The 14,720-nt window shown below is 67.3% G+C and carries 16 protein-coding genes; 7 read left to right on the top strand and 9 right to left on the bottom strand.

Annotated features, from left to right (window positions below):
- The first annotated feature begins 63 nt into the window (after nt 1-63).
- Nucleotides 64-486, top strand: coding sequence for a dCTP deaminase (locus tag LPA46_RS06995; RefSeq protein WP_230891943.1), 423 nt, complete (start codon nt 64-66; stop codon nt 484-486).
- A 157-nt stretch (nt 487-643) separates the two neighbouring features.
- On the opposite strand, the gene LPA46_RS06990 is transcribed toward LPA46_RS06995, so the two are convergent.
- From LPA46_RS06990 to LPA46_RS06975, 4 genes are all read right to left on the bottom strand, one after another.
- Nucleotides 644-1,927 carry an adenosylhomocysteinase gene (locus LPA46_RS06990; RefSeq protein ID WP_230891942.1) on the bottom strand — a complete coding sequence of 428 codons (1,284 nt, stop codon included), beginning with the start codon at nt 1,925-1,927 and terminating at the stop codon, nt 644-646.
- Nucleotides 1,928-2,231: 304 nt separating this feature from the next.
- Nucleotides 2,232-3,662, bottom strand: coding sequence for a hypothetical protein (locus LPA46_RS06985; protein ID WP_230891941.1), 1,431 nt, complete (start codon nt 3,660-3,662; stop codon nt 2,232-2,234).
- 98 nt (nt 3,663-3,760) lie between these two features.
- A complete protein-coding gene (locus LPA46_RS06980; RefSeq protein WP_230891940.1) occupies nt 3,761-5,050 on the bottom strand; it encodes an amidohydrolase in 1,290 nt (429 codons plus the stop codon).
- 111 nt (nt 5,051-5,161) lie between these two features.
- A complete protein-coding gene (locus LPA46_RS06975) occupies nt 5,162-7,345 on the bottom strand; it encodes an ATP-dependent DNA helicase (protein ID WP_230892070.1) in 2,184 nt (727 codons plus the stop codon).
- Nucleotides 7,346-7,518: 173 nt separating this feature from the next.
- On the opposite strand from LPA46_RS06975, the gene LPA46_RS06970 reads away from it, so the two are divergent.
- On the top strand, nt 7,519-7,671 hold the full coding sequence (locus LPA46_RS06970) for a hypothetical protein (RefSeq protein ID WP_230889807.1): 153 nt from the start codon (nt 7,519-7,521) through the stop codon (nt 7,669-7,671).
- A gap of 88 nt (nt 7,672-7,759) precedes the next feature.
- On the opposite strand, the gene dpsA is transcribed toward LPA46_RS06970, so the two are convergent.
- Nucleotides 7,760-8,299 carry a DNA starvation/stationary phase protection protein DpsA gene (gene dpsA / locus LPA46_RS06965; protein ID WP_230891939.1) on the bottom strand — a complete coding sequence of 180 codons (540 nt, stop codon included), beginning with the start codon at nt 8,297-8,299 and terminating at the stop codon, nt 7,760-7,762.
- Between the two features lie 96 nt (nt 8,300-8,395).
- Nucleotides 8,396-9,343 (bottom strand): cation diffusion facilitator family transporter, encoded by a 948-nt coding sequence (locus tag LPA46_RS06960; protein WP_230891938.1) that lies wholly within the window; start codon nt 9,341-9,343, stop codon nt 8,396-8,398.
- Nucleotides 9,344-9,400: 57 nt separating this feature from the next.
- On the opposite strand from LPA46_RS06960, the gene LPA46_RS06955 reads away from it, so the two are divergent.
- Complete coding sequence (locus LPA46_RS06955) at nt 9,401-9,787, top strand: hypothetical protein (protein ID WP_230891937.1); 387 nt, start codon at nt 9,401-9,403, stop codon at nt 9,785-9,787.
- Nucleotides 9,788-9,824: 37 nt separating this feature from the next.
- Entirely contained in the window at nt 9,825-10,337 is a 513-nt protein-coding gene (locus tag LPA46_RS06950; RefSeq protein WP_230889811.1) for a metallophosphoesterase, read from the top strand.
- 95 nt (nt 10,338-10,432) lie between these two features.
- On the opposite strand, the gene LPA46_RS06945 is transcribed toward LPA46_RS06950, so the two are convergent.
- On the bottom strand, nt 10,433-11,062 hold the full coding sequence (locus LPA46_RS06945) for an ArsR/SmtB family transcription factor (RefSeq protein WP_230891936.1): 630 nt from the start codon (nt 11,060-11,062) through the stop codon (nt 10,433-10,435).
- A 103-nt stretch (nt 11,063-11,165) separates the two neighbouring features.
- On the opposite strand from LPA46_RS06945, the gene LPA46_RS06940 reads away from it, so the two are divergent.
- Nucleotides 11,166-11,303 carry a DUF7859 family protein gene (locus LPA46_RS06940; protein ID WP_230889813.1) on the top strand — a complete coding sequence of 46 codons (138 nt, stop codon included), beginning with the start codon at nt 11,166-11,168 and terminating at the stop codon, nt 11,301-11,303.
- Here the strand turns inward: LPA46_RS06940 and LPA46_RS06935 are convergent.
- Nucleotides 11,300-12,316: a threonine aldolase family protein gene (locus tag LPA46_RS06935; RefSeq protein WP_230891935.1), complete on the bottom strand. Its 1,017-nt coding sequence runs from the start codon at nt 12,314-12,316 to the stop codon at nt 11,300-11,302. The two genes, LPA46_RS06940 and LPA46_RS06935, sit on opposite strands and share 4 nt — an antisense overlap.
- 105 nt (nt 12,317-12,421) lie before the next feature.
- On the opposite strand from LPA46_RS06935, the gene LPA46_RS06930 reads away from it, so the two are divergent.
- Nucleotides 12,422-13,531 carry an aminopeptidase gene (locus LPA46_RS06930; protein WP_230891934.1) on the top strand — a complete coding sequence of 370 codons (1,110 nt, stop codon included), beginning with the start codon at nt 12,422-12,424 and terminating at the stop codon, nt 13,529-13,531.
- A 309-nt stretch (nt 13,532-13,840) separates the two neighbouring features.
- The gene (locus LPA46_RS06925) at nt 13,841-13,990 is read left to right on the top strand and encodes a hypothetical protein (protein ID WP_230889816.1); all 150 of its coding nucleotides are present in this window, start codon (nt 13,841-13,843) and stop codon (nt 13,988-13,990) included.
- A 125-nt stretch (nt 13,991-14,115) separates the two neighbouring features.
- Here the strand turns inward: LPA46_RS06925 and LPA46_RS06920 are convergent, their stop codons facing one another.
- On the bottom strand, nt 14,116-14,610 hold the full coding sequence (locus tag LPA46_RS06920) for a hypothetical protein (RefSeq protein WP_230889817.1): 495 nt from the start codon (nt 14,608-14,610) through the stop codon (nt 14,116-14,118).
- Nucleotides 14,611-14,720: the final 110 nt, after the last annotated feature.

Below are 14,720 nucleotides of genomic sequence, written 5' to 3'. Positions count from 1 at the left end.
ATAGGAGGCTTGCGCCACGCGCCTGCCATCAATCGTTTCACGACTGCGCTTCACACCCCTCGTATGCCCGGTGAATACATCGTCGACCGCGTCGACGGCATCGTCCACGAGGAGACCCAGGTCCACGAGTACGGCGTCGACTTGACCGTCGCGGCCGTCTACGAGGTCGCCGAGCGCGGCCACCTCGACTTCGGCGGCGACGAGTTCGCCGACGCGGACCTCCGCCCGCTGGCGTCCGCGCTCCGTGACCCTGACGACGAGTACGAGTGGTGGACGCTGAAAGCCGGCACGTACCTCGTCGAGTTCAACGAGTCGCTGCGCGAGGGCGCGCCGCTGCGCGTCCAGACCCGCCGCGAACTCCGCGAGAACGGTGCCTATCACCCCTCCATCGTCACCACAGAACTCGGTCCGATGCCGCTGACCGTCCCGGAGGGCGGCGTCGAACTCAAGGAGAACGCGCGCGTCTCGACACTGATGGATCGATAACCGACCAGCCGACGGGACAACATCCGCGAGCCGAGTGGTCTGAAAGACCCGAGGCGAGCGGTTCACTCGCGGCGAAGCCGCGAGGAGTGCTTTTTCCGCAAGTTTTGCCAGGAAGGGCGCCGGAGGCGCACCCCCGCAGCGCAAAAAAGTGCGTGCGTTACGTCCCGTGCTGCCAGGAGGTCATGTACTCCTCCTGTTCTTCGCTGAGGGTGTCGAGTTCGACGCCTTCGGCGTTGAGTTTGATTTCCGCGAGTTTGCGGTCGAGGTGGTCGGGGACTTCGTGGACGCCGGCGTCGTAGTCGTCGGCGTTTTCGACGAGTTCGCGGATGGAGACGGCCTGCACGCCGAAGGACTGGTCCATGACTTCGACCGGGTGGCCGAGGCTGACGGGGGTCGCGAGGTTGACGAGGCGGCCTTCGGCGAGCACGTTGATGCGCTTGCCGGAGGGGAGTTCGTACTCGCGGACGCCGTCCCGGACTTCCTGTTCGCTCTCGGCCATCTCGCGGAGCGCTTCGAGGTCGATTTCGATGTCGAAGTGGCCGGCGTTGGCGAGGACGACGCCGTCCTGCATCTGCTCGAAGTGGTCCTCGACGATGACGTCGCGGTTGCCCGTGGTCGTGATGAAGACGTCGCCGACTTCGGCGGCCTCGCTCATCGACATGACGTCGTAGCCCTCCATGTGGGCTTCGAGCGCGCGCCGCGGGTCGATTTCGGTGACGATGACGTTCGCGTTCTGGCCGCTGGCCTTCTTGGCGACGCCGCGGCCGCACTGGCCGTAGCCCGCGACGACGACGTCCTTGCCCGCCCATGAGAGGTTCGTGGTCATCGCAATCGAGGCCAGCGAGGACTCGCCGGTGCCGTGGACGTTGTCGAAGAGGCGCTTCATCGGTGTGTCGTTGACGGCGATGACGGGGTACTCGAGCGCGTCGTCGTCGTCCATCGCGCGGAGACGGTGGACGCCGGTCGTGGTCTCCTCGGTGCCGCCGACGATGGTGTCGATGAGCTCGGGGTGGTGCTCGTGTACGCGGAAGACGAGGTCGCCGCCGTCGTCGACCGTGACGGTTGGCTCGTGGTTGAGGACGGCGTCGATGGCCTCGTAGTACTCGGTGTCGCCGACGCCGTGCTTGGCGTAGCTCGTAATCGAGGGGTGGGCGTCGAGCGCCGCGGAGACGTCGTCGTGGGTCGACAGCGGGTTGCAGCCCGTGATTGCGACTTCCGCGCCGGCGTCGGCCATCGTCTCGACGAGCGCGGCGGTCTTCGCTTCGACGTGTAGCGCCATCCCAACGGTCTCGCCCGCGAGCGGCTCGTTCTCCTGAAAGTCCGCGCGCAGTGAGGAGAGAATCGGCATGTGTTCGAACGCCCAGTCGATCTTCTTCCGGCCGGCGTCGCGAGCGGACCCGACCTCGTCGAGTTGCTCGCTAATCGGCGACGCAGTTGTCATACGGGTGTGGACGAAGAGTGGATTCAAAACCCTACCGAAGCCGCGGAGAAAGCGGGCGGGACGGCGGGCGCGTGTCCGATGGTGGCGGTGGTTGCCGCCGTCCGTCGCCCGAACGGAAATCCTCGTGGGCGGCCGGGACGCCACGTGCTCGACTCACATTCCGTGGCCGCCCAGCGAGGGGGTGCTGACGCCGTCGACAGTGGGTGCCGCAGGCCGTCTGGCCTGCGTTGGATGCCTCGGACGGGTACTGAAAAAGTTCGTTGGCCGGGAATTGACTTGTTCGGATTCGAAGCCGTTCCGGCGCTCAGTTACCGTTTCCGGAATTGCCGTTGCCGTTCCCGTTGCCCGGCCCGTTACCGCCAGCGTTGCCGTTCCCGGGACCGCCGCTATCGTCGTCCGGCCCCGGGCCGTTCCCGTGGCCGTTTTCATTTCCGTTCCCGTTGTTGCCGTTACCGTCGTTCGCGGCGCCGGCGCCGTTCCCGTTGCCGTTGTTGCCGTCGGCGCCGTGGCCGTTACCGTTGGCCTCGTCGCTCTCGTCTGCCTCGGAATCATCACTCTCGTCTGCCTCGGAATCATCACTCTCGTCTGCCTCGGAATCATCACTCTCGTCTGCCTCGGAATCATCACTCTCGTCTGCCTCGGAATCATCACTCTCGTCTGCCTCGGACTCATCGCCCTCGTCTTCCTTCGGTCCGGGGTCGACGTGGTCCGGGCGGTTGTCCGCGCCCGGATTGTTGTCGACCACGAACGCTGCGACCGCCTGCCCGCTCATGTTGCCCTCGGCCTGGAGGGCTGCGACGAACGCGGAGACGCGCTCGCCGAACGACTCCGTGGCGTTGCCGTCCTCGCTCACGGTGAGGGTCGCCGTCGTCTCGGCGGTCACGTTGTTTGCTTCCGCGACCACGCTGACGGTGACGTTCTGCTCGGGCGCCGGCAGGCCGACGGTGCCGCTCTCGTCGGTCGTGTAGTCGCCTTCGCCAGCGTACGAAATGTTGTCCAGCGCGTCGACGGAGACCGACGCGTTGGCGACGCCGTCGCCGCTGGCGTTCGTCACGGAGACGGTCGCTGAGGCGTCCTCGCTCTGCGAGACGCCGACGGACAGCTCGGCCGCGTCGTCAGTCGGTGCGACGAGGTCGACCGTCGTCGCTGCCGTGGCGTTGTCGGCTTCCGCGACGACGTCGACGGTGACGTTCTGTTCGGGCGCGGGCAGACTGACGGTGCCGTTCTCGCCAGTCGTGTAGTTGTCCGCGCCGGCGTACGTCACGTTGCCCGCTTCGCTCACGGACACGGACGCGTTGGCGACGCCGGCGCCACTAGCGTTCGTCACGCTGACCGTCGCGTTACCGTCGTCGGCCTGCGTGACGTTCACGGAGATGTCGCTGGTGTCGTCGGTCGGTGCGACGAGGTCCAGCGTCGTCTCTGCGGTGGTGTTGTCGGCTGTCGCCGTCACCGAGACGGAGACGTTCTGGTCGGGCGCCGACAGCGTTACCGTGCCGTTCTCGTCGGTCGTGTAGTTGCCCTCGCCGACGTACGAGGAGTTGTTCAGTGCTTCGACGGTGACGGACGCGTTCGCCACCGTGGTGTTGTTCTCGGCAACCGTCACCGTGACGGTGCCATCCTCCGCTTGGTCGCCGCTCACGCTCAAGCCGTCGGCAGCCACCGCTCCACCCGGAACCGCAGCGATGACCGCAACGACGAGCGCGGCGACCAGTAGTGTGTGCCTCTGGTGCCGCATGCACTCCCCGCGTTCGGCCACGAGCCGAATAAGCGTAGTGGCACACGTCAACGAGAAACGACATTCGTGGGCCGCAACTACCCGATTCGACGGGTTCGCTACTCGGCGCGTTCGGCGACGGCGGCCGCCCGCGACTCGGCGTGCTCCCGAATCGCGGCTTCGTCGAGCGTCTGGACTTCGCGGTCCCGCATCAGCACCTCGCCGTCGCAGACCGTGTGCCGCACGTCGCCGCCGGTCGCGGCGTACGCGAGGTGGGAGACGTAGTCGTGGACGGGCGTCAGGTGGGGCGCGGAGAAGTCCACGACCGCGAGGTCGGCGTTCACGCCTTCCTCGATGCGCCCGCTGTCGAACCCGAGGGCTTCTGCGCCGCCCGCGGTCGCCATCTCGACGGCGGCCTCGGCGGGGACTGCGGCGGCGTCGTCGGCCGCGAGTTTCCCGAGCATCGCCGCGTCCCGGAGCTCGTCGAAGAGGTCGAGGTCGTTGTTCGACGCCGCGCCGTCCGTCCCGAGCGCGACGTTCACGCCCGCGTCGCGCATGGCTTGGACGGGCGCCATCCCGGACGCGAGCTTCATGTTCGACGCCGGACAGTGGACGACGCTCGCGCCGCGCGCCGCGAGCAGCTCGTGCTCGGTTTCGTCGGTGTGCACGCCGTGCGCGAGGAAATCCTCGTCGGTGACCATCCCGAGGTCGTCGGCGTACTCGATGGGGCGCTCGCCGCGCTCGTCGACGATTGGGTCGACCTCGTCGCGCGTCTCGTTCGCGTGGAAGTGCACGGGCACGTCGTACTCGCGCGCCTTCCCGACGAACTCCCGGAGGTACTCCTCGCCGACGGTCGTCAGGCTGTGGGGCATGTACGCCGTCTTCACGCGCCCGCCGGCGACGCCGTCGTACTCGCGCGCGACCTCGATGCTCTCGTCGTTGTCCCGGTACGCGTCGCCGTCGTCCTTCCCGACAGTGACGACGCCGTGTCCGAGTCGGGACCGCACGCCAGCCTCCTCGACGGCCTCGGCGATTTCGGGGACGTGGAAGTACATGTCCGCGAACGCCGTCGTCCCCGTCCGAATCATCTCCACGAGCGCCAACTCCGCGCCTGCACGCACGTCGCCCTCGGTGAGTTCGCCCTCGGCCGGCCAGATGTCCTCCTGTAGCCACGCGTCCAGCGGCTTGTCGTCGGCGTACCCCCGCAGTAGCGTCATCGCCGCGTGGCAGTGCGCGTTGACCAACCCCGGCATCACGAGGCTCTCCTCGGCGTCCAACCGCTCGTCGCCCGGCTCCGTCTCCCCGACGTCCAGAACCTCGCCGCTGTGCTGGTCCACGAGCACGTCCGCCTCCGACACGGACAGGTCCGGGTGGAGCACCCGCCCGCCCGCGATTCGCAGTGTGGTCATGCGCTGGGGTTCGCCCGACTGGCTTGTGTGTCTGTGGGTTTCGCGTTCGTGGGGTCAGTTTCGAGATGTCCTCTTTGATGGCCTACTCTGCCTCCGAACTCCACTGCCGATTCAGGGGTGAGGCGGCTGACCGTCGTAGGCGTCGAGGTCCGTGTAGAAGTTCAGCATGGACACGCGGAGCTTCTCGGGGTCGATGTCGACCAATTCGCGGCGTTCTTCGGCGGGGAACGTCGGGTTGACGCTGTACTTTCGCATCGCGGTGCGGCTCTCCTTGGTGTAGCGGCGGTCGACGAGCATGCGCACGCCGAAGTCGTCCGGGGAGCGAATCACCCGCCCCATCGCCTGCCGCGTCTTGCGGACGGTGGGAATCTCAACGGCGTAGCGCCAGCCAGCGTCCTCGTTATGGCGGTCGTCGCGGTCGCCGAACACGCGGCCGTAGGCCTCCTGGACGGCTTCGGCGCGCGCGTCGAGGTGGGGGTAGGGGACACCGACGACCGCGACCGTGCGGGCGTCGTCGCCGTCGAAACTCACGCCCTCCGCGAGCGTCCCCCACAGCGACGTGAACAGGACGCCGTTGCGGTCGTCGGTGAACGTCTGCCGGAGGTCTTCGGCGCTGGTGCCGGGTTCGTCGAGGTAGCGCGCGGCGTCCACGTCCCCGAGTAAGTCGTGGTAGCGTTCGGCTTCGCTGTAGCTCGGGAAGAAGAACAGGCAGTTCCCGGGCGTGAAATTCACGGCGTCCCGGAGCGCGCCCGCGACTTCCTCTTGGGTGTCGGGGTCGTCGCGGTTCGAGGAGAACAGCGGCTCCGTGTCCACCGCGAACGTGCGGCGGCGCTCCTCGGGGAACTGGAGGCCGAACGCCATCGTCTCCGGGTCGTCGAGCCCGAGCACGTCTGCGGTGACGTCGAACGGGCGCAGCGTCGCGCTCATCAGGACGCTGGCGTGGACGGCGTCGAAGAGGTCCGTCGTCACGTCTCGCGGGATGCATGTGTACAGTTCCGCACGGCCGTAGACGTCGTTCGTTCCTTCGTCGCGGCGCACCGCCGCGGTCGGGTACTGGCCGAGTTCGCCGCTGTCCTCGACGTACGTCTCCACGAACTCCGCGGCCTCGAGCACGAAACACTCCCGGCGCGTGGTCGTCTCGCCGTTCCGGTAGGCCTCGTCGTACTCCTCGTCGAGGTACTCGCCGAGCGCGAGCGCGTCGTCGACGTCTTCTCGGATACCGGGGCCGGTGTACTGCTGGAGGAATTCCAGTGTGAGGTCGTCGCGCTTGTCCTCGTTCGCCACGGGGACGTCCGTCCAGTTACCGTCGACCTCCGAGCGCGCGAGCGCGGGGCCGTCGCCGCCGGGACCGAACGCGCCCTCGTAGGTCTCCACGAGCGCGTCGCGGAACGCCGACAGAACTCGCTCCGCGGCTTCCCCTCGGTCGTCGGTTACCTCCTCCAACTCGGAGAGCGCGCTGTCGAGGCTGTTCTCCGTGAGCGTCCGCGTGGCGTGGTCGCGGGCGGCGTCCTCGACGTTGTGCGCCTCGTCGAACACCACCACCACGTCTTCGGGGTCGCGGCCAAGCCAGCGGAAGAACTGCGCGCGAATCCCCGGGTCCAGCAGGTGGTGGTAGTTGCAGACCGCGAGGTCCACGCCCTCGATGCCGTCCTTGAGGAGCTCGTACCCGCAGAGCCCCCGTTCGTCGGCGTAGTCGTAGATGTCCTTCGGGGTGCGGACGCCGTCGTAGAGCCAGTCGTAGAACTCGTCGTTGTCCCCAACGAGGTTGTCGTAGTAGCGCTCGCAGACGTTGCCCCCCCGGAGGTCCTCGAGGTCGTCCTCGACGGACTCCAGTTCGTCCAGCACCGCTTCGCGGGCCTCCGCGGCCTCGCTGTCGCCGTCCTGACTCTCTTCGAGGAGGGCCTGTTGGCGTTCCTCTAACTGCTGTTTGTCGCGTTCGGCGTCCACGACTTCGTGGGTGTTGTCGCGGAGCACCTGGCACTCCTCGTAGTCGACGTCGATGTGGCACATCGACCCCTTCCCCTTGAACACGACCGCGCGCAGCGGCGCGGCGTCGTGAATCTCGCGGGCTTCGCGCACGAACTGGCGCATCTGCTGGTGGACGTTCGTCGTGATGACGACCGTCTTGTTCGTCTCACGGGCGTGCGAGAGCGCCGGCGCGAGCGCCGCGAGGGTCTTCCCAGTCCCACAGGCCCCCTCGAACAGCACGTCACGGCCGCTATCGAGGGCGTCGCGGATGCCGTCCATCGCCTCCCGCTGGTTGTCGTACGGCGACGCCTTCGGGAAGAACTCCATGTAGTCCGGGGAGTTGCTCGCGGCCACGTTACGGGCTGATTCGGCTCGATGCCGTATAAACGTCCGGCTCCCAGCGGAAGTGGTCGCGGAGGTAGCGGCGGTGTGGCGGCCACCCCGGACAGGTTTAGGCACACCAAAACGTATATTCGTGGGTGGGTCCGTACGGGGTAGTGATGGCAGTCACGCAGGACCGCGAGGACGACGCGCCGGCCGCCGGCGAGGGCGTCGCGGCGTTCCAGTCCTCGCCCACCCGGACGGTGTTCACCGAGTCGGACAACCCCGACGGCTGGATTTCCACCGACGAAACCATCCCCGTCGAACGGTAGTCGCTCTCCTCCGCGTTCCGCCTACTGATGCCTACGCGTCACTATTCACCGGTAGCGCGCAGAAAACTGGAGCTCGGTCCGCGCGAGGTTACTCGTTGACGACGAGCGTGTCGCCTTCGAGGTAGTGTTCGACGTGGTGAGCGTCCTCCTCGACCTGTACGAGGTTCTCGCGGACGATTTCCGCGCTCGTGTGGTCGCCGAGGTTCTGGGCGAGGTCGACGTGCTCGCGCAGCGTCTCGATGATGTCGCCGTACATCTCGAGGTCGTTCTGCAGGGACGTCCGGATGTCGTAGACGTCCTCGTCCTCGGGTTCGACCGGCGACTCCTCCTGGAGCGTCGCGGGGCTGGCGTGCGGGACGCCGCCCAGCGCCTGCACGCGTTCGGCGAGTTCGTCCGCGAACTCTTCGGCGTTCGCGGCGGCGTCGCCGAGGAAGAGGTGGAGATCGCGGAACTCCGCGCCCTCGACGTTCCAGTGGTGCTTCCGGAGCTGGTGGTAGAGGACGTACGTCGCCGCGAGGTCGGCGTTGAGCGCGTCGATTATCTGTTCGGCTTTCTCCTCGTCGATGCGGAGGCCTTCCGAGCCTTCGACGTCGCCAGCGTGCTTCAGCACGTGCTTCTGGGTGCTCATTACACTCCGACGTTCGTCCGCATCTCACTTAAATGTTTACCAACTGGAGAAATATATTTTGCAGACGCGAAAACAGACTTCCCGAATCCCGTGCGACTATCTCTCAGTCTCGGGCTCGACGTACACCTTCGACACCGCCGGGTTCGCCTCCCGGAGCGCGTCTTCGAGGCTCGTTATCGCGTCGTCCATCCCCTCGGTGTCCAGTGCGGGGTCGAACGCCACGTCCGCCGTCACGAGCACCTCGTTCGGGCCGAAGTACACCGTCCGGAAGCCCACGATGGACTCGACCTCGGGGTGCTCCTTGACGATGCGCCGCAGGTCGTTCTCGTCGGCCGCCGGGAGGCTCTCCCCGAGGAGCAGGCGCTTGTTCTCCCACGCCAGCGCCGCCGCGAACCCCATCAACAGCAGCCCGATGAGCAGCGCCGCCGCCGCGTCGTAGACGTGGTTGCCGGTCTGCTCGGTGAGAAAGATGCCCACCAGCGCCAGGCCCAGGCCGAGCAGCGCCACCGTGTCCTCCGTGAGCGCGGTCAGCGTCGTCGTGTCGCTGGTGCGGCGGAACGCCTCCCGGAACCCGCTCCAGCCGTGGCGCTCGATTTGGCGTTGCATCTCCCGGTAGGCCTTCACGAACGCGTACGTCTCGAAGCCGATGGCGCCGAGCAACACCGCGTAGCTCGCCCACACACCCGGGAACTCGTAGCCGAACAGGTCCGCCTGCCGGCCGAGTACGCGGCCGTGCCCGGTCAGCGCTTCGTAGCCATGGGTCGCGGACTCCCAGCCCGCGATGCCGAACAGCATCACGCTGACGAGAAACGAGTAGAAGAACTGTGCCTTCCCGTAGCCGAACGGGTGCGAGCGCGTGCGTTCGCGCTCCCCGTACCGTAGCCCGATGAGCAGGAACACCTGGTTGCCGGTGTCGGAGACGGAGTGGTACACCTCCGAGAGCATCGCCGGGCTCTGCGTCACGAGAAAGGCGAGGAACTTCAGCACCGCAATCGCGCCGTTCGCGAACAGCGCCGCGAGCACGACGGACTTGCTTCCGGCCATTTCGTCGTGATTCAGCCCGCCGATACATAGGTATTGGCCCGGCCCCAAGACGCGGATGTGCTAGAGTACCAGCCGGGCGCGTGCAACATCGGTCACGCGGAGCGACGCAAACGCTACCTGACCGGCGTCGCCGGGTTCGCAGCTACCGCGCTGCTCGTCGTCGCCGTCGCGGCGCTCCACGCCGACCCCGCGTGGCTGCTCGCCGCCGTCGCACCACTGTTCGTCGGCTTCCTCGGCGTCCTCCAGGCGCGGGCGAATTTTTGTGTCGGCTACGCGATGGCGGGCGTCTACGACGTCACGGTCTCTGGCGAGCGCCGCCAGCCGGCGCCGGAAGCCGGCCAGCGCGCCGACCGCAAGCGCGCTATCGTCCTCTCGGTGAAGGCGCTCGTCGCGGCAACCGTCGGCGCGCTCGCGCTCTACGTCGGCGCCGGCCTCCTCTCGTAACCCAACAGTCACGGCAGCGCAGCCGCTACGCCCGGGCATGATAGCTGTTCTGTCCGACACACACAGCACGGACGGGCACGACTTACAGGACCGCGCGCTGGACGCGGTTCGAGAGGCGGACCTCGTGGTGCACGCCGGCGACTTCACCACCGAAGCCGCCCTTGACGCCTTCTACGACGTCAGCGACGAGCTGCTCGCAGTCCACGGCAACGCCGACGAACCTGCGGTCCGCGACCGCCTGCCCGGAGCGCGGACGCTCGAAGCGGGCGGCATCCGCATCGCGGTCACGCACCGCCAACGCGGCGGAACCACTGGCTTGGCGTTCTTCGGGCGCGAGCGCGGCGCGGACCTCGTGGTGTCGGGACACACCCACCAGCCGACGGTGACCGAGACAGAAGACGTGACGTTGTTGAATCCCGGGAGTCACGCCGACCCGCGTGGCAACCCCGCGGCGCACGCCGAGTTGTACCCCGAGAACGGGGGCGTGCGCGGCGAGATTCGGGACCGCAGCGGGAACGTCCTCCGGGAGTTCCATGTGGAGGGCCGGTAGCGTCAACGGGGGCAGGCCGGGGAGCCTGTACCACGTCGTACACCCGGAAGTAGCAAATAGCCGACGCAGACTCAAAACGCGATTTTACCCTCCGGCTATCGCGCGTACCACGCGACGCCGACGAGCGCCAGCACGAGCAGGCCGCCGAGGAAGAACAACGCGCCAGCCGGCAGCGACGCGGCGGCGTCGGCGGCCGCTGCGGGCTGGTCGCTCTCCACGACGAGCCCCGAGAACTCGCTGGTCGTCTCCACGGCACCACTCCCAGCGCCTGTTCCCGGGGCCTGCAGGCCCGAGCCGACGAACCGCTGGACGAGCAGGCTTGTGACGCCCAGCAGCCCGACCGCGCCAAGCAGGTTCGTGAGCGCCGAGCGCACGGACTTGCTCTCCTCCTCGTCGCCCGCGAACAACACTACGGGGGCGTCGGCGGGCGCGTAGACGCTCATCTCGCGGCCCTTCGCGGAGTAGCGCGTGTCGCACTCCTCGACGAGGTCGGCGTCCTCAAGCTTCTCGAGGTGGTACTGGGCGTTCTGGAGGGACGTCTCGCACTCCTCGGCGAGTTCGGAGGGGGTCGCCGGTGTGTCGTGAAGGGCACCATACAGGTCCCGGGCGGTCCCCGAGGAGAGCGCGGACAGGAAGCGGTCTGCGTCGTCGGAGTCGACGCCGACCACGCGGGGCTCGCCCTCGGGGTCGTCGGCCTCCGAGCGGGAGGGCAGCAGACCGGACATACCCCCGCTTCGAGTTGGAACGCAATCAGTTTTTCCTGACACGACCGCCGCGACCCACCGACGCGGGGGAAACGACTAATGCCCGCGGCTCGAAGCCCCGGGTATGGTGGAGCTCGGAACCGCGTTCTACGTCCTCGCCGCCGCGTTTCTGTTGTTCGTGTTCTTCCTGTTCATGTTCCTCCGGCGGACCCTCGCGGGCTTCAAGGAGGGCTTCCAGAGCGGGAAGCGCGGCGACGGCTAGAGCGCGCGTTCGACCGCAGCGATAGCGGCCTCGACGTCCTCGTCGTCCACGTCGAGGTGCGTGCAGAATCGAATCGTGTACTCGCCGAATTCGGACCCGCGCACGCCCTCCTGCTCGCAGCGCTCCAGCAGCGTCGCCGCGGTGAGGCCCGATTCTGTCGTGTCCACGAGCACGATGTTCGTCGCGGGTTCCGCGACCGAGAGCCCGTCGAGGGCGTCGAGGCCGGCGGCGAGTTCCTTCGCGCGCTCGTGGTCGCGGTGGAGGCGGTCGCGGTTCTCCAGCGCCTGCAGCCCGGGCGCGGCGATGATGCCGGCTTGCCGCATCCCGCCGCCCATGAGTTTGCGGACGCGGCGCGCTTCCGCGACGAATGCTTCGCTCCCCGCGAGCATCGACCCGACGGGCGCGCCGAGCCCCTTCGAGAGACAGAACATCACGGAGTCCACGGGCGCTAGCAGGTCCGCGGCGTCGGTGTCGAGCGCGGTCGCGGCGTTGAACAGGCGCGCGCCGTCGACGTGGACCGGGACGCCGAGGTCGTGGGCCGCTCGCGCCGCCGTCGCGACGTCGTCGGCGGGCACCGGGACGCCGCCCTTCACGTTGTGCGTGTTCTCCAAGCAGAGTAGCCCCGTGCCCGCGCGGTGGAGGTCTTCTTCGACGAAGCCCGCGCGGACCTGCTCGGGGTTCGGCGCGCCGTTCGCGCCGCCGTCGTACGTCCGCACCTGGAGCTGGGAGTGCTGGGCGAACCCACCGAGTTCGTACTTGTAGACGTGGCTCTCGCGTTCGACGAGGGCCTCCTGCCCGCGGTCGGTGTGGACGCGCGCGGCAATCTGGTTGCCCATCGTCCCCGTCGGCACGTACATCGCGGCGTCCTTGCCGACCGCGTCGGCCGCGCGGCGCTCCAATTCGTTGACCGTCGGGTCCTCGCCGTAGACGTCGTCGCCGACCTCGGCGTCGGCCGCGGCCGCCCGCATCTCCTCGCTCGGTGTCGTGACGGTGTCGCTGCGGAGGTCTATCACGCCCGGTGATTCGAGTCGCAGCGGCAAAAATGAGGCGTCCCAGGGTCGTTGGCGTGCGCTTCGATTCGAAAAGTCCTTCCGCGCGTTCGCGCGTACACGTGCCGTATGGACGACCGCATCCACCGGCACGCCGAAATCATCGTCGACCGCGCCATCGACCTCCAGCCCGACGAGAACGTCGTGGTAAGCCTGCCGCCGGTCGCCGAGGACCTCGCCGTCGCCCTCTACGAGGAAATCGGGAAGGTCGGCGCCAATCCCGTGATGCTCGCGCGCGGCGACCGCGGCATCGGCACGGACCGCGCCGCCCGCGCGTACCTCCGCGAAGTCGACCCCGACGACCTCACCGAGCCCGAACACCTCCTGCAGTTGTTCGAGCACGCCGACGCTGCCGTCGTCGGCCGCCCCCACGAGAACGTCAGCGAACAGAGCGACGTCAGCACGAAGGTCGGCTCCGCGTTCGCCGCCGCCTACCGTGACGTGCTGAACGCCCGCCTCGACACGAAGTGGTGTCTCACGCACTACCCCGCGTCCGCGGACGCCCAGCTCGCGGAGATGTCCACGGAGGCCTACGAGGACTTCGTCTACGACGCGATGCTCAAAGACTGGGACGAGGTCGAAGCCCACCAGGAGCAGATGGTCGAGATTCTCGACCCCGCCGAGGAGGTCCACATCGTCTCTGGCGACACGACCGACGTCACGATGAGCGTGGCGAACATGACGACGCTCAACGACTGCGGGACGAACAACCTTCCGGCGGGCGAGGTGTTCACCGCGCCCGTCCCCGACTCCGTGGAGGGCGAAGTCCTCTTCGACAAGCCAGTCTACCACCAGGCCCGCGAGATTCAGGGCGCGTGGCTGAAATTCGAGGACGGCGAGGTCGTTGACTTCAGCGCTGACCAGAACGAGGAGGTCCTGGAGGCCATCCTCGAAACGGACGAGGGCGCTCGCCGCCTCGGGGAATTGGGCATCGGGATGAACCGGGACATCGACCGGTTCACCTACAACATGCTCTTCGACGAGAAAATGGGCGACACCGTCCACATGGCGCTCGGCCGCGCGTACCCCGCGACGGTCGGCGAGGGCGTCGAGCAGAACGACTCCGCGAAGCACGTCGACATGATTGTGGACATGAGCGAGGATTCGTTCATCGAGGTCGACGGCGAAGTCGTCCAGCGGAACGGGACGTTCAAATTCGAGGACGGATTCGAAGGGTAGCGAGAGCGCGACCTCGTATTTCGGCCAGTACGAACAGTGAGCTGGTAATTCCTCAGAGCGGTGCGGTCTTTTTAGCGTCCTGCCGAACGCAGTGAGGCAGGGCTCGGGAGAGCGTGCTCTCCCGGTGTAGGTTTTTGCGCGGTCGCCTCGCGACCGCGCAAAAGGTACGCCACAAGACGTATGCCACGTTCGTGTTGCCGCTCGCTCGACGGAACGCCCGCTACCGGCGCGAAGGAGCCGTCTCCAGCGCTGGTATGTTATCATCTATCAACCCTCGTTTTAAGACAGTGGCGTGTGTATGCATGTCACGTGCCAAAGCTCGACTGCCCTGACTGTGGTCGCGGCATCGCGATGCACGAACTCGAAACGCGAACCGTCGCCCAGACCACGGGATTCGAGACGAGCTACCGCTGCCCGTTCTGCCGCGCCGACTTCGAGGAAGTCAAGCAGCTGATGTAACCCTCGACGGTGCGTTCGGCGAGCCGCGTGGCCGGCTGGTGGGCTGCCGCGCGTGCCGCTGCCGAGCCACGGGCACGACCACTCCGATTCTCGCGCTAGCGACTGCCAACTATCCGTCTCGTTACTCAATCGTGGGCGAGGAGGTAGCCAACGAGCGCACCGACGACGACCGTTCCGCCGTACGTCGGAATTAGTCCCAGCGCGCCGAGCAGTAGTGGCGTCAGGAGAAACAATAGGGAATCAGACAGTAGTTGCACGACCGGCGATGCCCCCGGTAGTGGTTCGAACACGTTCTCGCCGAGCACGACGAGGGCAATCTCGAGGACGTAGAACGGGACTGGAAGCGCGAGTAACCCGACGAGCGCTCCGACTGCCGTTCCACGAATCGGCGACCATTCCCCGCCGAGACGCTCCCAGAGAAGCCACGCGAGCAGTGACCCACCGAGAAACCCGCCGACGACGAGCAGCCACAAGGAACCGGAGGGCAAGGGGAGCCCCTGTCCGGAAAGCACGCTCCGAATCGGCTCGAGTAGAACGAACAGCAGCGCGAATCCGCCACCCGCAGCTCCGAACGTCAGCACGGGATGCCGACGGACACGCTTCAGAAACGTCTGATACATAATCGTTCGAAGGTGTACGCAGCGAATAACACTTGTCGTCGGTAGCGCCCTGGCAAGCACGAGGCTGGCCGACGGGAACCTCGAACTGCTCGAACGGGGTGAGCGGGAGC

This window comes from Halobacterium sp. KA-6 (genome assembly GCF_021029015.1).
In the GTDB taxonomy this organism is placed as follows: Archaea; Halobacteriota; Halobacteria; order Halobacteriales; family Halobacteriaceae; genus Halobacterium.
The sequence above is the reverse complement of the archived record's forward strand: the minus strand, read 5'-3'. Positions and strand labels throughout refer to the sequence as shown.